Annotated in this window: 17 protein-coding genes; 4 read left to right on the forward strand and 13 right to left on the reverse strand. The window is 49.4% G+C overall.

Annotation, left to right across the window (positions count from 1 at the left end; genetic code table 11):
* Window positions 1-204: 204 nt before the first annotated feature.
* Together dinG and RM811_RS11130 are read right to left on the reverse strand one after the other, a co-directional pair.
* Window positions 205-2,388, reverse strand: coding sequence for an ATP-dependent DNA helicase DinG (gene dinG / locus RM811_RS11125; RefSeq protein WP_402524064.1), 2,184 nt, complete (start codon window positions 2,386-2,388; stop codon window positions 205-207).
* A 56-nt stretch (window positions 2,389-2,444) separates the two neighbouring features.
* Window positions 2,445-2,807, reverse strand: coding sequence for a hypothetical protein (locus RM811_RS11130; protein ID WP_402524066.1), 363 nt, complete (start codon window positions 2,805-2,807; stop codon window positions 2,445-2,447).
* 178 nt (window positions 2,808-2,985) lie between these two features.
* Here RM811_RS11130 and RM811_RS11135 point away from each other — a divergent pair, with 178 nt between their 5' ends.
* Entirely contained in the window at window positions 2,986-4,479 is a 1,494-nt protein-coding gene (locus tag RM811_RS11135) for a hypothetical protein (RefSeq protein ID WP_402524069.1), read from the forward strand.
* A 120-nt stretch (window positions 4,480-4,599) separates the two neighbouring features.
* Here RM811_RS11135 and RM811_RS11140 read toward each other — a convergent pair whose 3' ends face one another.
* A complete protein-coding gene (locus RM811_RS11140; RefSeq protein WP_402524071.1) occupies window positions 4,600-4,830 on the reverse strand; it encodes an antitoxin MazE family protein in 231 nt (76 codons plus the stop codon).
* Window positions 4,831-5,214: 384 nt separating this feature from the next.
* On the opposite strand from RM811_RS11140, the gene mutS reads away from it, so the two are divergent.
* Both mutS and fdxA read left to right on the forward strand, forming a co-directional pair.
* Complete coding sequence (gene mutS / locus RM811_RS11145; RefSeq protein ID WP_402524074.1) at window positions 5,215-7,818, forward strand: DNA mismatch repair protein MutS; 2,604 nt, start codon at window positions 5,215-5,217, stop codon at window positions 7,816-7,818.
* A gap of 216 nt (window positions 7,819-8,034) precedes the next feature.
* On the forward strand, window positions 8,035-8,358 hold the full coding sequence (gene fdxA, locus RM811_RS11150; RefSeq protein ID WP_402524077.1) for a ferredoxin FdxA: 324 nt from the start codon (window positions 8,035-8,037) through the stop codon (window positions 8,356-8,358).
* A gap of 152 nt (window positions 8,359-8,510) precedes the next feature.
* On the opposite strand, the gene rpoS is transcribed toward fdxA, so the two are convergent.
* The 10 genes from rpoS to eno form a co-directional block, all read right to left on the reverse strand.
* Complete coding sequence (gene rpoS, locus RM811_RS11155; protein WP_402524080.1) at window positions 8,511-9,548, reverse strand: RNA polymerase sigma factor RpoS; 1,038 nt, start codon at window positions 9,546-9,548, stop codon at window positions 8,511-8,513.
* 103 nt (window positions 9,549-9,651) lie between these two features.
* Complete coding sequence (locus RM811_RS11160; RefSeq protein ID WP_402524083.1) at window positions 9,652-10,446, reverse strand: peptidoglycan DD-metalloendopeptidase family protein; 795 nt, start codon at window positions 10,444-10,446, stop codon at window positions 9,652-9,654.
* Between the two features lie 137 nt (window positions 10,447-10,583).
* Complete coding sequence (locus RM811_RS11165; RefSeq protein WP_402524086.1) at window positions 10,584-11,513, reverse strand: DUF368 domain-containing protein; 930 nt, start codon at window positions 11,511-11,513, stop codon at window positions 10,584-10,586.
* Between the two features lie 118 nt (window positions 11,514-11,631).
* Complete coding sequence (locus RM811_RS11170; protein ID WP_402524089.1) at window positions 11,632-12,300, reverse strand: protein-L-isoaspartate(D-aspartate) O-methyltransferase; 669 nt, start codon at window positions 12,298-12,300, stop codon at window positions 11,632-11,634.
* A complete protein-coding gene (gene surE, locus RM811_RS11175) occupies window positions 12,297-13,046 on the reverse strand; it encodes a 5'/3'-nucleotidase SurE (protein WP_402524091.1) in 750 nt (249 codons plus the stop codon). The genes RM811_RS11170 and surE overlap by 4 nt, the downstream gene beginning before the upstream one ends.
* Before the next feature lie 14 nt (window positions 13,047-13,060).
* Window positions 13,061-14,173, reverse strand: coding sequence for a tRNA pseudouridine(13) synthase TruD (truD, locus tag RM811_RS11180; protein WP_402524093.1), 1,113 nt, complete (start codon window positions 14,171-14,173; stop codon window positions 13,061-13,063).
* An 80-nt stretch (window positions 14,174-14,253) separates the two neighbouring features.
* Window positions 14,254-14,766: a 2-C-methyl-D-erythritol 2,4-cyclodiphosphate synthase gene (gene ispF, locus RM811_RS11185; protein ID WP_402524096.1), complete on the reverse strand. Its 513-nt coding sequence runs from the start codon at window positions 14,764-14,766 to the stop codon at window positions 14,254-14,256.
* Window positions 14,766-15,500 carry a 2-C-methyl-D-erythritol 4-phosphate cytidylyltransferase gene (gene ispD, locus RM811_RS11190; protein ID WP_402524099.1) on the reverse strand — a complete coding sequence of 245 codons (735 nt, stop codon included), beginning with the start codon at window positions 15,498-15,500 and terminating at the stop codon, window positions 14,766-14,768. Before ispD ends, ispF begins: the two co-directional genes overlap by 1 nt.
* A 55-nt stretch (window positions 15,501-15,555) precedes the next feature.
* Entirely contained in the window at window positions 15,556-15,828 is a 273-nt protein-coding gene (locus RM811_RS11195; RefSeq protein WP_402524102.1) for a septum formation initiator family protein, read from the reverse strand.
* 245 nt (window positions 15,829-16,073) lie between these two features.
* Window positions 16,074-17,366: a phosphopyruvate hydratase gene (gene eno / locus RM811_RS11200; protein WP_402524104.1), complete on the reverse strand. Its 1,293-nt coding sequence runs from the start codon at window positions 17,364-17,366 to the stop codon at window positions 16,074-16,076.
* Between the two features lie 549 nt (window positions 17,367-17,915).
* Here eno and pstS point away from each other — a divergent pair.
* The coding region (gene pstS, locus RM811_RS11205) for a phosphate ABC transporter substrate-binding protein PstS (RefSeq protein ID WP_402524107.1) at window positions 17,916-18,799 on the forward strand (884 nt) is incomplete at its 3' end.

Below are 18,799 nucleotides of genomic sequence, written 5' to 3' on the forward strand. Positions count from 1 at the left end.
TCTGTCAGCGCCATCCATCAGAAAAACATGACGGGTAGAAGGCAGGTTATCTTTATCATCCAGTTCGGGGTAAGCACATTGCTGCTCAACCACAAAGACATCCACTCTCAGTTTCAGAAGCTGGTAAAGCGTATGGCCATCCAGCTGATCAAATCCATGATTAAACAAAGTCAACAAGGGTAGCTGTCCATCTATTTTAAGGTTCTATCGTACCATTACCGCCGAAGCAGGCTCGATGACACGGCGATAAGGGGGAAACGAGTTGAGAATCATCTGACCATAGCGGGCAGTCACCAGCCTTCGGTCAAGCAGAGTAATCTGTCCCGTGTCCTGCTCCGTTCGCAATAAACGACCACTGGCCTGTATCAAACGAATGGCGGCGTCCGGCACGGTAATTTCCATAAACGGATTTCGCCCCTGGGCTTCAAGCCATTCTGACAGCGCCGCTTCTACCGGATCATCCGGTACGGCAAAGGGAATCTTGGCGATAATCACGTGTTCACAATAATGCCCCGGCAAGTCAATACCTTCCGCAAGGCTGGCCAGACCGAACAGGATGCTCATCTTGCCATCATCAATCTGCTGACGATGTTTTTTCAGCAGTTCCTGTCGGGAGTAATCATCCTGAAGCAGTATTTTCTCCTGCCATTGTGGCTCCAGACCAAAATGCACATCTTTCATTTGCCGGCGGGAGGAGAACAACACCAGTATGCCTCGTGGACGATCAGAATCGGAAATAAGGCCTGGCAATAATTCGATAATTTCGCCGGTATGCGCTTCTGCATTCCGTGGGTCCGAGGCCATTGCCGGTATCACCAGAGTGGCCGCTTCGTTATGGTGAAAAGGGCTGGGTACCACGACACAACGGGATTCAGCAGGCACTCCGGAGCGCATCTGGAAACGTCCAAAATTTCCCAGGGCCGCCAGTGTTGCCGAGGTTACAATGGTCGCATAGGCAGGGTTCCAGAGTGTCTGCCATAAAGTCATGGAAGACATAATAGGACTGCTAAAGACTTCCAGTTCCTCACCAAAAGCACCCTCACTCCACTTTAACCAGCGGGCAGAAGGCGGTTCACCTTCCGGATCTTTTATGGTGTAGGTCAGCCAGAGCTTAAAATGGCTTTCCATTCTTGACTGCATGGCGCCCACTTCCGGATAAAGCTGTTCTGCCTGCATGCGATCAATGCCGGGAACATCACCATCCATGGCGTCATCGAGGACTTTTGCTACCTTTTCCAACATACCGTTGCATTTACTGAAACCCGCCTTCAACCGCTCTGCCTGTTGACGCAGTGGTTCAGGCACAACCCCTTCAGGAAAGCGATAAATGGCCACCTGACTTTCACCCTGGGGGGTGAATTGGGTTCTCGGTTCAAACTGAGCAATACTGTGCAGCATCTCCCGGGTATGCCCCAGGGCATTAACCAGAGAATCAAACTCTGGCTGCATTCGCTCCAGCAGCGCCCCAAGATCACCGGGCAGGCTCTGCTGGCTGAGGGTTTTCTGCAAATGCCGACCCGCCTTTTCCAGCCAGGTCGCCGTGCCTTTTACCCTGGACTGACAGGTAAAATGACTAATGGCTTTATCGGGGAGGTGATGACCTTCGTCAAACACGTAAATACTGTCTTTAGGTTCCGGCAGAATAGCGCCGCCCCCCAACGCCAGGTCCGCCAGCACCAGATCGTGATTAGCCACCACCACATCCGCTGTTTCCAGATCACCCCGGGCCTTATAAAAGGGACAGTTTTTAAAATAACCACAGCGCCGGCCACTGCACTGGGCATGGTCGGTAGTAATTGTTCGCCATTGCTGATCTTCCAGGGCATCCGGCCAGCTGTCCCGGTCACCTTCCCATTTGGATGCGGCGAAAGCCTCCAGCATCGTCTGATAAAGGGCAAGAGATGACTGGTCGCTCTCAAGGGTAAAGCCGTCGTAGGCGAACATATCCATCAAAGAGGCAGTGGCCTCCTCTTCCTGCAGCAGCCGGTCCAGTTTACTGAGACAGGCATAGCGCCCACGCCCCTTGGCAAGGGTGTAAGAGAAGTTCAATCCGGTTTTTAAAATGATGTTGGGCAGGTCTTTATTGATGACCTGCTCCTGAAGCGTCACTGTGGCCGTGGCGATCACCAGACGTTTTTTTGCCGCCTGAGCCATGACAACCGCTGGCAAAACATAGCCAACGGTTTTACCCGTACCCGTACCTGCTTCAATAACGGTGACGGAAGGGTCTGAGATTCTGCGACCTTCACTGTCTGTTTTGATATCGCCAAGGGCCCGGGCAATCTCGGCAATCATCTGCTTCTGTCCCGGCCGGGCTTTTAGCTTATTGCTTTCCAGGAAAGCACTGTATGCCTTTTGGATGGATTTTTTCTGGGGTTCATCAAGCACAATGCCAATCGCTCACCGAAGATTTTTTATGAAATAATTGAAATAGTGTATCGGATTTAAGCGATTTTCACAGTGCTAATTGCCACAAGCTCCGCTCCAGGTACAGAAGCTTTATCAACCCGCTCATCCTGTGCCTTGTACCCATACGGGTCGTGTATCATCGGGTAACACGTGGGCAAAGAGAACTTTTTTACAACCTGACTGTCTGTAGTGTTAATTAATCTTTTGTGTACTGGCCTGCCCATAGCTACCCAGTAAGAGGAAACTATGAATATCAGCAGCCTACTTCCCCCCTTGCCGCCAACACCGTCAACGCCAATGACAGACATTGAATTTGAGGAAGCCAGATCTCGCAACTGCTCTATATGCCTGGACACAAATGCAATTTTCTCCGGCAGACATGTTAGCAGAACAGACATCTACCAATCCAAATGCGGTCATTACTTTCACACAGACTGCCTGTCTAAATCAGTTTTTCACCGAAACACTGCTCATGAACCATCCTGCCCGTCATGCAGAGGAGCGGTAGGTTGTTCGAACCAATTAAGGGAACTTGATTACTATGGACAATCACTCTCACTAAATGAAAAGATTTCAGTGCTTTATGAAGAAAAAAAATGTACCCCTTACGAAATTGAAGAACTCCTGAAACGTCACCGTGACGTCAACCGCCCCAAAAAGCTTATAGCTAATCTACTGCAAGAGCAGTTTGATTCAAAGCAACCTCAAGACCATATCATCAAGCAGTGGCTGGAACTGTGCCCCATACAGGATTTTAATATTGAGGAGGCTCAAAAAATCAAAGCTGCAATCAGTACTCAACTGCAGAACGCGGTGGATCAAAACCTTCCAGACCTGGCTTCGAAGTGGGCAGCGCTATGTCCAATAAAAGATTTAAAACCACAAGATGCAGTGAATATCAGGTCCAGAATCAAGACTCAATTGCTGAAGGCGGTGGATCAAAACCTGCCAGACTTGGCTAAGGGTTGGATTGAGCTGTGTCCCATAGCAGATTTTGGCGCGCAGAATGCTGGACAAATCAGACCTGAAATCATTACTCAGGTAAATAATATGGTGGATAAAAACCAGCCTGCAAAGGCTTGGGAGTGGATTAAGCTGTGTCCCAGAGAGGACTATGTTGCGCATGAAGAACAAACAAAATCTAAAATAATCACCAAGGTGCTTGAATTGGTGGATTTAAACCAGCCTGACCTCGTCAGTCAGTGGTTTGAACAATTTCCCCTGAAACATTTTAATCACGAAGATAACGTAAAAATCAAAAATAGCATAAATGCTCAACTGCAGAAATCGGCGGAAAAAAACCTGCTTACCAAGGTCATGGGCTGGATAAAACTGGACGGAAAAATGGATTTAACCAAACTTGACGAAGCGATGATTCGATCTGCAAAAGCAAAGCGTCAGGATCTGGCCGACATCTGGATAAAACAAGGTGCCAATGAATTCATCCTCGAGTATTGGCAAATAAATCTGGAGCACGCTGTTACTGATAACCAGCCCGACAGAGCAGAAGAATGCATCCGTTATAATGCCAAAGCAAATAACCTACTTTTATCTGCGGGGCTCACTAAATCTGCCGATGAAAACCGGCCTGACCTGGCCAAAAAATGGTTAGCGCTGGGTGCCCTAAAAGATATTGTCATTCTCAACAGAGGGCTGGAAAAAGCGATTGAGCAAAATGACTACCAGAAGGCAGAGGAATGGCTGTTAATAGGAGCCGACAAAAATCTGGCTTGTCTGAAAAAAGCCATGAAAAACATTCCCTTCGATAAAAGAGCACTTTGGTTGAAGCAGGGTATCATCCATCCGCAACAAGATGTTTTGAACAGTTATGCGAATGATGCTCTGGCAGGGAGGCAACCGACTCTGGTTTCTTTATTTATGCGTTTTGGTGGCATTCCGGACCTGGAAAAATTAGAGACCGCTGTGTCTGAACCTTCCAGCAACAATCCTCAATCTACCAGCAACAAGCGTAAACTTGAGGCCAGAGCATGGATGACAATCAAAAATAAAATGTCAAGAATGGTACGGAAAGCCAATTTACAGCATAACCAATCTCATGCTCCGACATGAAGACATTCAGCCTGATCAACTGGTACTATAATTGCTCAGCTATTTTTACGCTTATCGCTATGGGCTGGCCGAAGTTTCCCGTAGTCGTATTTAATGGCAACTGTAACAATATCCCCCGTTTTATGACCAGCCCTCATCATCCGAAGCGTGTTCAATCCAGTGCAGTGTGTCCGTTTCAGCAGTATCGGATTTGAGCCGGGCGGATTGCTTTTGGCACTCTTCAGCAAACCCTTCCACCCGGGCATCCGGCACCCAGATTTGCAATGGTCGTAAACCAGCTTCTCGCAGGGCTGCCCGGTGGCGCTCGACTCTCTGCCGGGTACTTTGGGGGGAATTCGGTTCGATGGCCATAGTGACTCCTGATATTCGGTGATTGATTTGACCTGTTTTTTTATCCGTTACATGTAACGTAGCAATGTGAATGACTTTGTCAGGATCAATACCCGGGCGGGTTATGATTGATCAGCACAATTAAATCGTTGCTGACAAATTCTGGTAAGGGGAGAACCATTCTCCCCTTACCAGAATTTCTTGCCCTGAAAAGAAATTCGAACACTAAACGGTTTAATAACCTGTAGACTAAGCTCATTCTCCGACAGGAAGACATTCTGCCTGATCCACTGATACTATATGGCACAGCCTTTTTTACTTTATACCTATTTAATAATTGTTCCTGAATCTGCATCCTTCTAAATTGCTTGATGCATCAGGCCAAACGGACAATTTTTTTGCTCAATGACCAATACTGACCTCTCCAACCACACGCCCATGATGCAGCAGTATCTGCGCATCAAACAGCAGCACCGGGATCACCTGGTATTTTACCGCATGGGTGATTTCTATGAGCTGTTCTACGACGATGCCAAAAAGGCCTCACAGTTTCTGGACATCACTCTGACCAAACGGGGGCAGTCCGGTGGCGAACCAATCCCCATGGCGGGCATTCCCTACCATGCGGCAGAAGGTTATCTGGCCAAGCTGATTCGACTGCGCCAATCCGTTGCCATTGTGGAACAATTTGGCGACCCCGCCACCAGCAAGGGCCCGGTGGAGAGAAAGGTTGTTCGTATCCTGACCCCCGGCACCGTCAGTGATGAAGCATTGCTGGATGAGCGTCAGGATAACCTGCTGATGGCGGTTAACCAGCGGGACAATAACCAGTACGGACTGGCTTTTCTGGATATCAGCAGTGGTCGCTTTAATGTGCTGGAGCTTGTCGGGGAGGAAGCCCTGCTTTCTGAAGTTGAGCGTCTGAGTCCGGCTGAGGTGTTACTGAATGATGACCGCAGCTGGCCAGAGGTATTGTTGCGACGCCCGGGTACCAGTAAGCGTCCGCCCTGGGACTTTGACCATGAAAGCGCCTTCGAGCAGTTAACCCGACAATTCCAGACCAGGAACCTTGAGGGTTTTGGCTGCAGTCATTTAACGCTGGCTATTGAGGCAGCAGGCTGCCTTCTGCAGTTCGCCCGGGAAACCCAACGCACGGCCCTGCCCCATATTCGGGCCCTGGCTCAGGAGAACCGCGAAGAGAGCGTGGTACTGGATGCTGCCAGCCGGAAAAATCTTGAACTGACCACTAACATGAACGGAGGTCGGGAACATACCGTAGCAGCAGTTCTTGACCGTACCGCCACCGCCATGGGCAGCCGGTTAATGGGGCGCTGGATAAACCGTCCGCTTCGTAATATTGAGAAGTTACAGGCACGGCAATCCGCCATTACCGCTTTAAAAGATGGATTCCACTTTGAATCCCTCTACCCGGTCCTCAAAAATATTGGCGACATTGAACGTATACTTGCCCGCGTTGCCCTGAAGTCTGCCCGCCCCAGAGACCTGGCACGACTGAGAGACGCATTGCAGCAGCTGCCGGAACTGCAGCAACAGCTCGCCACCATCGACAGCCAGACAGTACATCAGCTAGCCACCAGTATCAGTGAACACCCGGAACTGTCGGAGCTGTTGACCAGAGCCGTTATTGAGAATCCTCCCGTGGTCATCCGTGACGGTGGCGTCATCGGTGAAGGCTATGATGGTGAACTGGATGAGCTGCGCTCTATCAGTGAAAATGCCGGGGACTATCTGGTACAGATGGAATTGCGTGAGCGGGAAAGAACCGGCCTTTCAACTCTGAAGGTAGGCTATAACCGCGTACACGGATACTACATTGAGCTGAGTCGCCGTGAGTCTGATAATGCTCCGGTGGACTATATCCGCCGACAGACTCTGAAGAATACCGAGCGCTTTATTACGCCGGAGTTAAAGGAGTTTGAAGATAAGGCTTTGTCCAGTAAGAGCCGCGCCCTGGCCCGTGAGAAAGCACTCTATGATGAGCTGCTGGACAAAATGGTGGAACATCTGGGTCCGCTTCAGGAGTGTTCCATGGCACTGTCAGAACTGGATGTACTCAGTAATCTGGCTGAACGGGCTGAAACCCTGAACTTCTGCCGTCCTGAAATTCTGCAGAGTCCGGGTATTGAGATTGTGGAGGGTCGCCATCCGGTGGTCGAGCAGGTGCTTGATGAGCCGTTTGTGGCTAACAATGTTACCTTCAATGTTGAGCGCCGCATGTTGATTATTACCGGTCCCAATATGGGTGGTAAGTCGACCTATATGCGACAGACGGCGTTGATTGTACTGCTGGCTCATATTGGTAGCTTTGTACCCGCTTCTCAGGCACGAATTGGTCTGGTAGACCGGATTTTCACCCGTATCGGCTCTTCTGATGATCTGGCCGGCGGTCGCTCAACCTTTATGGTGGAGATGACCGAGACTGCCAATATTCTCCATAATGCTACAGAGCAGAGTCTGGTGCTGATGGATGAAATTGGCCGCGGTACCAGTACCTTTGACGGACTATCCCTGGCATGGGCCTGCGCTCAATACCTGGCCGATTCAGCGCGTGCATTCACCCTGTTTGCAACCCATTACTTTGAGCTGACCCAGCTGCCTGAAGAGTGCAAAACGGTGGTGAACGTTCACCTGAATGCAACAGAGCATGATGACCGCATTGTCTTTCTTCATGCCGTTCAGGAAGGTCCTGCCAGCCAGAGTTACGGTTTGCAGGTCGCGCAGCTGGCCGGCGTGCCAAGACATGTGATCAATCAGGCACGACAGAAACTGGCCATGCTGGAGCAAAATGAAACAGCACCTCAAAAGGCTCAGGGCTGGCAACCGGTTACCACGCAATCCAGACAGGCGACAGCTACACCTCAGGCCGACCTGTTTGCCAGTCCGGAACCCCATCCAGCCATTGATGTTCTGGATAAGACAAACCCGGATAATCTGACGCCACGACAGGCTCTGGAGCTGCTCTATACGCTCAAGGGGTTAGGCAAGTAAGTTTATTTTCCTTATATCCTGAGTCGTATACTGATCACTCAGGGTATAAGGTTATGGTAATCCCGGCTATCCAGCGGGTTTACAATTCTGGTAAACTCGCCCGAACTTTTTGTATTGCCATTGCATAATGCTCCGCGAGAGGGACTGTTCTCTCGGAAATAAAAGCAAACCCGGGCAGTACTTTTTATTATTCAGATCAAATGGAGTTCAACCACCATGACTTTCGTAGTGGGTGAAAACTGCATCAAGTGCAAATACACCGATTGCGTGGAAGTCTGTCCTGTGGACTGCTTCTATGAAGGACCAAACTTCCTGGTGATTCACCCGGACGAATGTATCGACTGTGCTCTTTGCGAGCCAGAGTGTCCGGCAAACGCTATTTTCTCCGAGGATGAGGTTCCCGAAGACCAGCAAGAGTTCATTGAACTGAACGCAGTGCTGGCTGACGTATGGGATAACATTACCGAAAAGAAAGATCCTCCCTCCGATGCGGCTGAGTGGGACGGTGTGAAAGGCAAGCTGGATCAGCTGGAACGCTGAGTTAAAAACATTCTTGCAATAAAAATCGCAATAAAAATCGCAATAAAAAGCGCCAATAAAAAAACCATGAGTTTTCACTCATGGTTTTTATTGAAGGGATGTAATGTATCCAGGAAACACTGAAGCAGTTTTCTGTAGTATGCACCGGAAAATCAATTAAATAATGACTCGCCAGATAAACCCTGCTTTTCAAGGATAGAGCGAAGCCTTTTCAAAGCTTCAACCTGAATCTGCCTTACCCGTTCCCGGGTCAGACCAATCTCTTTACCTACTTCCTCAAGAGTACTGGTTTCATAGCCTCTCAAACCAAAGCGGCGTGCAACAACCTCTCTCTGTTTTTCTGACAACTCACCCAGCCATCGGTCAAGACTGTCATTAAGGTCCAGATCTTGTAATAACACGGCCGGATCGGCACCCTTTTCATCCGAAATCGTATCCAGAATAGACTTGTCAGAGTCAGGGCCCAGAGGAGTGTCAACTGAAGTAACCCGCTCATTGAGACCAAGCATCCGCTTGACATCAGCTACCGGTTTGTCCAGCAGTTGAGCGATTTCCTCAGGGCTCGGGTCATGATCCAGCTTCTGGGTCAATTCTCTGGCTGCCCTGAGATAGACATTCAGTTCCTTAACTACGTGAATAGGCAAACGGATCGTTCGGGTCTGATTCATGATCGCCCGTTCAATAGTCTGTCGTATCCACCAGGTAGCGTAGGTTGAAAAGCGGAACCCTCTTTCAGGATCAAATTTCTCAACCGCACGAATCAGACCAAGATTGCCTTCTTCGATCAGATCAAGCAACGTCAAACCACGATTGACATAGCGCCTGGAAATTTTCACCACCAGTCGCAGATTACTTTCAATCATACGACGCCGACCGGCTTCAACCCCTTTTCGGGCAAGTCGGGCAAAATGAACCTCCTCCTCAGGTGTGAGAAGGGGTGAAAAACCTATTTCATTGAGGTACAGCTGGGTTGCATCAATGGCCTTATAAAAGCCATCGTCTTCTTTTCGACGACTCGTGGTACTGATCGACGTCACAGCAGTAGGCTGTGGCCGGTCGGTACCGGGATCGTTCTCTTCAACCGTTTCATTGAGGCCACCGGCATTACGAGCCGGGCTCAATTCATCCTGTCCCTGGATTACACCTTCAGCATAACTGCTTAGCTCTGCGTCATCCCTCTTTGATGCCATAAGAGTTAGTCCTATCCGGAAATTCCCACTCTATGTCGAGCAACCCAAAGTTGCGCCGACACCCGTGAGATCCCTCTACTACAACAGCCACTGACCTTCCTCATCAGCGCCCTGGCAGGTATCCCATCGGGTCAACCGGTTTACCATCACGCCGTATCTGGAAGTGCAGCTTAGGCTCCGTCGTCCCTGTAGAACCTATTTCGGCTATCTTCTGGCCCGCTTTAACTGCGTCTCCCTCATTCACGAACAGATCCTTGTTGTGCGCATATGCACTCAGATAGCTACTATTATGTTTCAAAATGATCAGCCTGCCATAGCCGGACAGGTCGCTCCCTGCGTACACTACCTCACCGCTGGCTGAAGCCTTTACAGGCTCTCCTAATTTGCCACCAATATCAATCCCCTTGTTAACCGGCATTTTGAGCGAATATGAGGAAATGATTTTACCATCAGCAGGCCATTGCCAGCCGCTGACAGACAAAGAGATGGTTTTTTTCGCTGACTTATTAGCTGTATATTTTTTGACCGGCTTACTTTTTTTAGAAGCAACCGTCTTTTGATTATTCACAACAGGCTTCGCTGGCCTGACAGCAGGACGCTGACGCATCGACAAGCTGATCTTTTGACCGGGATAAATGGTATAAGGATGGCGAACTTTATTATTATCTGCTAACTCTCTGAAATCCCTGTTATAGAGCCAGGCGATTGAGTAAAGAGTCTCACCCTGTTGCACAACATGCTGACCTGAAGTCACCCTGGGGGGCGACCTCAAGTCAGTAACCGTCACCCGGGCAGGGTCATGACTGCAGCCAGTAACCAACAGGCAGGCAGTTAGTAAAAAAAGCAGAAAAAGTATTTTTTTTGAGCAATCACTCATATTAATTTGAGTGATTTTCATAAAATCCAACACTTTATCAACTCCACTGGCCCAAACCATCATCAAAAAATCATATTCAGAAAGTGAATAGAAAAAATCATTAATGATTAAAAATATTATAATTTAATCAGTAGTTTCACCCGCATTGCCACATGGCTTTAGTGCTTCCTGCTACCAAGCCACTCGATAGCCGCCACCAAAATAATGGCAGAAATCATGAGACCAATGGATTCAACCAGATAAGCAGGCTGCCCGGTAATAATCTCATAGTCCATAGGAGAAACATTGGCCTGAATCAGGGGAACCTGCTCTCCGGAACTGTTGATCCGTGACTGCAATGTTTCTTTCCACGGCCAGACCTTACCCAGCGATCCCAGCATCAGGCCGGTCAACAGGGCAATAGCCATATCCCGATGCTTTTTCAGCAGCCACGACAGTACGTGAGAAAAACTCAACAAACCGCCAATACAGCCCAGACCAAACACGATCAGCACACTGAAGTTCAAACTTTTTACCGCATCAATAACCGGTCCATACAGTCCCATTAGCAACAGAATAAAACTGCCGGAAATACCCGGCAAAATCATCGCACAAATAGCAATCGCTCCGGCAAAAAACAGCGTTACCGGTTCAGGCTCAAGACTGCCCGGTGTCAATATACCTACCGCCCAGGCAACCACAACACCCACCAGCAGAGAAATCATCACCGGTACATTCCATTGATGAACCTGACGAATCATGTGCAATCCTGACACCAGAATCAGGCCAAAAAAGAATGCCCAGAGCATTTCCGGATGATTTACCAGAAAATAAGTAATGGCATGGGCAAACGACAGAATACTGGTCAACACCCCACCAAATACACAGACCAGAAATGTGCCGTCTATCCGCTGCCAGACTCCGGCAACACCCTCTTTGCCAAGCACTTTAAATAATGACGGGTTAACACTTTTCAGGGCATTTAACAGCCGGTCGTAAATACCGGTAATAAATGCGATGGTACCTCCGGAAACACCAGGTACCACATCAGCAGCACCCATAGCCATTCCCTTGGCAACAAGCGCAAAACAGGAAGCAAATTTCGACATGTTCTAACCTTTGGAACAAATTAAAGAAATAACGGGAAACCGCTCCCGAAAGCCAGCCATCCTGAACTGACCATTTTCATTAAAGCATTTTAAAATTCTGAGTATCTTTCACGCTACATTAGCGTATAACACCCGACAGCAGTGGTACAAAGCGAACGGCGTCCAGTACCTTGCGATGGTATTCATCACCCTGCCGGGTAACCAGAAGCAGATCCTGAAAGTCACTACCACCCACAGGAATCACCAACCGCCCCCCCTCAGGGGACAATTGGTTCAACAGTTCTTCAGGAATCTCTCCGGGAGCAGCAGTGACAATAATGCCATCAAACGGGCTTTCTTCCGGCCATCCCATGCCGCCATCGGTATGGCGAAATCGCACATTATTCAATGACAGCCTGGAAAGCCTCTGCCTTGCCTTTTCCTGCAATGGCCTGATGCGCTCAACGGAATAAACTTTCCCTACCAATGAGGCAAGTACTGCAGTCTGGTAACCGGAACCGGTACCAATCTCAAGCACCTTGTTCACTCCCTCCCGACCCAGAAGCGCTTCGGTCATTCGGGCAACAATATAGGGTTGGGAAAGTGTCTGATTATGACCAATAGGCAATGCCGTATCTTCATAAGCCCTGTGAGCCAGAGCCTCATCGAGAAAAAGGTGTCGGGGGATGGTACGAATAGCATCCAGCACTTTCGTCGACTGAATACCCTGATCCACCAGACGCTGAATCAACCGCTCCCGGGTTCGGCGAGACGTCATGCCGATACCATCAATTTCAAGATCCTTCATACACAGGCTCCGAGCCAATCCTCCACCAGTGATAATGTACTATGCCCCGTTTTATCGTATTGCAGCGGGGTAATCGAAACATAGCCGGATGACACCGCATGAAAATCCGTCCCCTCTTCGGCAACTAATGGTTTACCAACACCACCAATCCACCAGACAGTATTCCCCCGTGGGTCTATCATTTTTAATGGCGGTTTCGACCCGTCCCGGTGACCCAGCCGGGTCACTTTCATTCCTCTGATATCTTCATAGTCACAGGCAGGCACATTGACATTAAGAATGGTACCTTCCGGAAGATTCAGGTTATCCAGGCGCAGCATTATATCGTGTAACACTCTGGCGCTGACTTGAAGATGGTGATCTTTTTTACCACAGGAGGAAATCGCTATCGCTGTTTTTGCCAGCATACGTCCCTCCATGGCTGCAGCCACTGTCCCGGAATAAAGAACATCATCACCCAGGTTGGCACTGTTGTTAATACCGGAAACTACGCGCTCAGGTAACTTGCCAAACAGACCACTGACCGCAAGATTAACACAGTCCGCCGGTGTGCCGTCTACGCTGAAAAAACCATTGGTGTGTTCCTTCATACGCAGTGGATGATTCAGAGTTAATGAATGCCCCCGCCCCGAACAGTCATTATCCGGAGCCACCACCCAGCACTGGCCATGCAGTTCAAGTGTCTCGAAAGAAAGAGCCAATCCCCTGGCTGTTACACCATCATCGTTGGATAACAATATGGTCATCGTCCATAAACTCCCTAATCCTGAATTATTCCAATTTCTTCTTTATACTCACCATGACGTTCTTCATGGCGCTCTTCATTACAAGAAAGCAACTCCCTCAATACTGAAGTCGCAAAGCGACCCTTTGGCAGTCGAAAGCGTAATACCAGCAATGAACCTTCCGGACTATTTCCCCAGGACCAGCTCATTTGTTCCGGAATCAGGCGATTAACTTTCCGCTCCTGCTGCAGCCCCGCCTTCTCCAAACCATCACATAGCTGAACAAATCCTGTGGTTATCGACTGCTCAAAAAGCAGCGTCTGGTCAGACACTTTTGGTAAACCCCTGCCCCACAATGGAGACGTTGGACTTAACTCGCCTCGGTCAAGACGCGCCATCAACTCTGCATCAGGGGTATCAAAAATCAGGCTATTGCTATCAGGAAAGCCCAGGACATCGCCCGGTGTGTATTGATTCCAGGATCCCTGTCCAACTTTTTCAGACAGAACCCGGTTAAAAAGCCAGGACCGTGCCGCAGACAGGTAAACCGATCGCTTATTACGCTGAACCCGAAACTTTCCAGCCAGCATGGCCACCGCTTTTTCAACATTCCTTCCCTGATGACCAAAGCGCTGTTCACCGAAGTAATTAGGCACACCTTCCCGGGAAATCTGCTCCAGCCGGGCTTCTACCCGGGCAGGCTCAGCATCAATATTCCGCAGGGTGATACAGAAGTCATTAGCTTTCAGCGCCCCGGTCTTTAACTTTTTACGATGTCTTGACTGACGAATAATACGGATAGAATCACTCTCCAGCCCGGCCCAGCTCGGATCAGCCTTGCCAGGCAGGGAAACACAAAACCATTGACGTGTAACACCATGACGATCCTTGCGTCCGGCATAACTGACCGACTGCCTTGTAACACCGGCATATCTGGCCAAAAGACCGGCAACCCAATCCGTATTCTCACCTTTTTTCTCAATCAAAAGAAAAAGGTGCTCACCCTCACCTTCCGGCTCAAACGGCAGTAACTCATCAACAAGAAAATCGTCATGACAGGATTTAAAAAGACAACGGCCCAACGGCCCACCCAGGGCATAATGCCAATCAAGAGAATAATCCACAGGCACCGGCACATCTGCATCCATGATGCGTACTCAACTTAAAAATACTAACAATAAACCATACCGCGTTTAACGCGGTTATTGAATGGCAATCCTGGAAAATCTCAAGCGCTTTTTCTGCCCTCTGTCTTCTGCCTTCTGTCTTCTGAAAGCAAAACAACAGCATGCACGGCAATGCCTTCTTTCCTGCCGGTGTATCCCAATTTTTCAGTGGTGGTTGCTTTTACATTGATCAGGGCAGAATCAATCCCCATATCTTCACTGATATTCTGGCGCATCTGATCAATATGAGGAGCCATCTTTGGAGACTGGGCGATAATGGTACTATCCACATTTACCGGAGCCAGACCCTGTTCTTTCAACAGCGCAATAACATGACAAAGCAGCTTACGGCTATCAATACCCGCGTAGCGTTCATCGGTGTCGGGAAAGTGTTTGCCGATATCCCCAAGGCCTGCAGCACCCAGGAGTGCATCACAGAGGGCATGAAGCAGAACATCACCATCGGAATGAGCTATCAGGCCGTGAGAGTAAGGTATCTTAACCCCACCGAGAACAATATGATCCCCCTCGCTATCAGTGAAGCGGTGAACATCAAAACCATGACCAATGCGCATTAAGAGACCTCAAAAAGTTTCGACTGCTGTTCAATATATAGAGAGGCCAGAGCCAGATCAGTTCCCCGGGTTACCTTGATATTATCAGCATGCCCTTCAACCATAACCGGTTGTTTACCGGAATATTCAATAGCACTGGCTTCATCGGTCACCGGCATTTTATCCGCTATCGCTTTTACCATGGCATCATGAAGCATTCCCAGACGGAACATCTGAGGGGTCATGGCATGCCAGAGGCCCTGACGGTCAACGGTTTCCTGCACGGCACCATCAGAACCGGCGCGCTTCAGAGTATCCGTTACCGGTAACCCCAGCAAACCACCCACCGGATGATCACCCAGCTGATTCACCAACCAGTCCAGATCGGAACGGCGAATACAGGGACGAGCCACATCATGGACCAGCACCCAGTCATCCGGACTGGCTATATCCAGCAATACTTTCAGGCCGTTGAGCACCGAATCATAACGCTCATCACCGCCCTGAGCTAACAGGATTCGGGAATCCCGCAGCACCTCCACCGATGGGTACAATTCATCATCCCCATCCAGTACCACCACCACCTTTTCCAGCAGGGAGAAATCCAGCAGCCGCTCCAGGGTATAAACCATTAAAGGCCTGCCCCTGATTTCCAGATACTGCTTCGGGATGGCGACATTCATACGACTACCGACGCCTGCCGCCGGAACTACCGCCCAGTAACGAACCGTTTTCCTGGTTTCTGCGCTACTCACTCTGACACCCTTTGCCTGAACAGCATAAAATCAAAACAGGGAAAAATGTTCCCGTTTAATCGTAGGTAAGAAAGAACGTTTCATCACGCCGAATCATCCCCAGCTCCTGCCGAGCCCTTTCCTCAACCGTTTCCATGCCCTGCTGCAGCTCTACCACCTCTTTTGCCAACAGGCGATTACGCTGATACAAACGTTCATTTTCCAGCCTGGAGCGCTCAAGATTATCCTGCTGAGTCAGCAATTCGGCCATGCTGCCTTCACCAATCCAGAGCCTGGCCTGAAGAGAAACCAACATAAGTGTCAACAAGGCTATTGCCAGTTTTTTCATAATCAGTTCCACTTTAGAAACCGTAACTAACCAGCAGTATGGACAAACACTATCAAAAAGATATTTTGAAGTTAAAGCTGGTAGTAATTGGGCCTTAACGATGAAGTTTAACAGTTGTACCGACGGTTTAAAATACGATCAACAGCCTGCCTCGCTCTGACTACCAGACAGCATTCTGAAGACAAATTGAAGACGAAAAAAAAGGAGGCATAATGCCTCCTCTTTCGATCAGCTTTTTATGCTAATCAGGCGTGCTTGAATTCAGCGATACCACGATAAGGTGCGGTTCCAGCCAGTTGCTCTTCAATACGCAGCAGCTGGTTGTACTTGGACACACGGTCAGAACGACACAGGGAACCGGTCTTGATCTGGCCGGCACAGGTGCCTACTGCCAGGTCAGCGATGGTTGAATCTTCAGTTTCACCGGAACGGTGAGAGATAACCGCGGTGTAACCAGCGTCCTTGGCCATCTTGATCGCATCCAGAGTTTCGCTCAGGGAGCCGATCTGGTTGAACTTGATCAGGATAGAGTTGGCGATACCCTTGTCGATACCTTCCTTCAGAATCTTGGTATTGGTTACGAACAGGTCGTCACCAACGATCTGAATCTTGTCACCCAGGATTTTGGTCTGGTAAGCAAAACCATCCCAGTCAGATTCGTCCAGGCCATCTTCGATAGAGATGATTGGGAACTGTTCAGTCAGACCTTTCAGGTAGTCAGAGAACTCGTTAGAGGTGAAGGTCTTGCCTTCGCCTTTCAGATTGTACTGACCATCTTCATAGAATTCAGAAGCAGCACAGTCCATCGCCAGAGTCACTTCTTCGCCCAGCTTGTAACCGGCAGCAGCGACGGCTACTTTGATGACAGCCAGTGCTTCAGCATTAGAAGACAGGTTCGGTGCAAAACCACCTTCGTCGCCTACTGCAGTGCTCAGGCCTTTGTCAGACAGTACTTTCTTCAGCGCGTGGAAGATTTCAGCGCCCATACGCAGAGCTTCGGCGAACGTCTTGGCGCCAACGGGCTGAATCATGAATTCCTGGATGTCGACGTTGTTGTCAGCGTGCTCACCACCGTTGATGATGTTCATCATCGGAACCGGCATGGTGAACTGGCCAGCAGTACCGTTCAGTTCAGCAATGTGTGCGTACAGAGGCATGCCTTTGTCAACCGCAGCCGCTTTGGCAGCCGCCAGAGACACAGCCAGAATAGCGTTAGCGCCCAGCTTGCCCTTGTTGTCAGTGCCGTCCAGCGCGATCATCTTGTCATCCAGACCACGCTGATCGTTAGCGTCGAAACCGAGCAGTGCTTCACGGATAGCACCGTTGATGTTGCCAACAGCTTTCAGGACACCTTTGCCCAGATAACGGGACTTGTCGCCGTCACGCAGTTCCAGCGCTTCGCGGGAACCCGTGGAGGCACCGCTGGGAGCACAGGCAGTACCAAAGGCACCAGACTCAAGAATAACGTCTGCTTCAACAGTGGGATTACCACGAGAATCGAGAACTTCGCGAGCCTTGATTTCTTTGATAGCGGTCATGGGATACTCCGGGTGAAGAATTCGGAAATTTCAATAGATAAACGAAACTTTGAGGGTACGACATAAGCCCGCGTACGCAGAACTTGTGCGACAGCCTCTATTACCCACGGCAGGAATCTGGAAAAACCATTGAGGCTTTTACACAGACCGATAGCAGAAAATCGTTTTCGTCACTCTTCACCCCTGTAGATAGCCTTAAGCTCATATAGCCTTAAGCTCATATAAGGGACTGGCACAGAGCGAAGAAAAACATCTCGCTGTTTCATGCAATGCCGTTTCGGGAGCCGCAACTATACCACCGGAAAAACCTGTGTCAAAGCCTTGAAACTACGCTCTATACCGTACCATTATTGACTTCCGTGGACTTTTGAGCTTCCCTGTTAACCAGTGTAAAGAGCCTGTTAACTGACGTGTGGCCTGTTGCTTATTTGAATAAAAAACACTGTCATATAACTGAAATATTTAAGCAATATTTCTGTAACAGTTTTTTCTTATTCTAGCCCCCATCAAACACAAACACTCTTAATGAGTTTTCGGGGGAAAAGAACCATGACATTCCTAAAGTCAGTTGTCGTATCCTCAGTATTGGTGGCCGCCGCGCTTTCCGGAGCTGCCAGTGCAAATTCAATTAATGGGGCGGGTGCCAGCTTTCCCCATCCAATCTATGCCAAATGGGCAGAAGAGTACCATCAGGAAACCGGCAATCAGATTAACTATCAGGCCATAGGTTCCGGTGGTGGCATTCGACAAATCACTGCTAAAACCGTTGACTTTGGCGCCACCGATGCCCCTCTGGATGAACAGCGGCTCAACGAAGAAGGCATGATCCAGTTCCCAATGGTCATGGGCGCGATTGTTCCTGTGGTAAATATTCCAGGTATTGAGCCGGGCAGTCTGAAACTGACGGGTGAAATCGTTGCCGACATTTATATGGGCAAGATTAAAAAGTGGGACGATGAGCGCATCACCGCCATCAACCCGGACCTGAAGATTCCTTCTCAGTCAATCTATGTAATACACCGTTCTGATGGCTCCGGTACCACTTACAACTTCACGGACTACCTGAGTCAGGTGAGTGAAGCCTGGAAAAATAATGTTGGCACCAATACCGATATCACCTGGCCAAGAGCCGCCACCACTATTGGTGCCAATGGTAATGCCGGCGTTGCCAATTTTGTTCGCCGTACCCGTGGCTCCATCGGCTATGTGGAATACGCATTTGCCAAGCAAAGCAATCTTAGCCACACCCAGCTGGCCAGTGCGGAGGGCAAGTTCCTGCAGCCCTCCATGGCAACCTTCCAGTCAGCGGCCATGAATGCCGACTGGAAAAACGCACCCGGTTTCCGCCTGCTGCTGAATAACCAGCCCGGAGCTGATTCCTGGCCAATGACTGCGGCAACTTTCATCCTGATGCATAAGGATCAGGCAGATGC

Origin of the sequence: Endozoicomonas sp., assembly GCF_031844845.1 — a bacterium.
GTDB lineage: Bacteria > Pseudomonadota > Gammaproteobacteria > Pseudomonadales > Endozoicomonadaceae > Endozoicomonas.

Bases quoted from the DNA above. Each gene is read 5' to 3' on its own strand.
- RM811_RS11130 (WP_402524066.1), bottom strand. From the start codon at position 2,807: ATGTCTGTTCTGCTAACATGTCTGCCGGAGAAAATTGCATTTGTGTCC.
- RM811_RS11140 (WP_402524071.1), bottom strand. From the start codon at position 4,830: ATGGCCATCGAACCGAATTCCCCCCAAAGTACCCGGCAGAGAGTCGAG.
- mutS (WP_402524074.1), top strand. From the start codon at position 5,215: ATGACCAATACTGACCTCTCCAACCACACGCCCATGATGCAGCAGTAT.
- fdxA (WP_402524077.1), top strand. From the start codon at position 8,035: ATGACTTTCGTAGTGGGTGAAAACTGCATCAAGTGCAAATACACCGAT.
- rpoS (WP_402524080.1), bottom strand. From the start codon at position 9,548: ATGGCATCAAAGAGGGATGACGCAGAGCTAAGCAGTTATGCTGAAGGT.
- RM811_RS11160 (WP_402524083.1), bottom strand. From the start codon at position 10,446: ATGAAAATCACTCAAATTAATATGAGTGATTGCTCAAAAAAAATACTT.
- RM811_RS11165 (WP_402524086.1), bottom strand. From the start codon at position 11,513: ATGTCGAAATTTGCTTCCTGTTTTGCGCTTGTTGCCAAGGGAATGGCT.
- RM811_RS11170 (WP_402524089.1), bottom strand. From the start codon at position 12,300: ATGAAGGATCTTGAAATTGATGGTATCGGCATGACGTCTCGCCGAACC.
- surE (WP_402524091.1), bottom strand. From the start codon at position 13,046: ATGACCATATTGTTATCCAACGATGATGGTGTAACAGCCAGGGGATTG.
- truD (WP_402524093.1), bottom strand. From the start codon at position 14,173: ATGGATGCAGATGTGCCGGTGCCTGTGGATTATTCTCTTGATTGGCAT.
- ispF (WP_402524096.1), bottom strand. From the start codon at position 14,766: ATGCGCATTGGTCATGGTTTTGATGTTCACCGCTTCACTGATAGCGAG.
- RM811_RS11195 (WP_402524102.1), bottom strand. From the start codon at position 15,828: ATGAAAAAACTGGCAATAGCCTTGTTGACACTTATGTTGGTTTCTCTT.
- eno (WP_402524104.1), bottom strand. From the start codon at position 17,366: ATGACCGCTATCAAAGAAATCAAGGCTCGCGAAGTTCTCGATTCTCGT.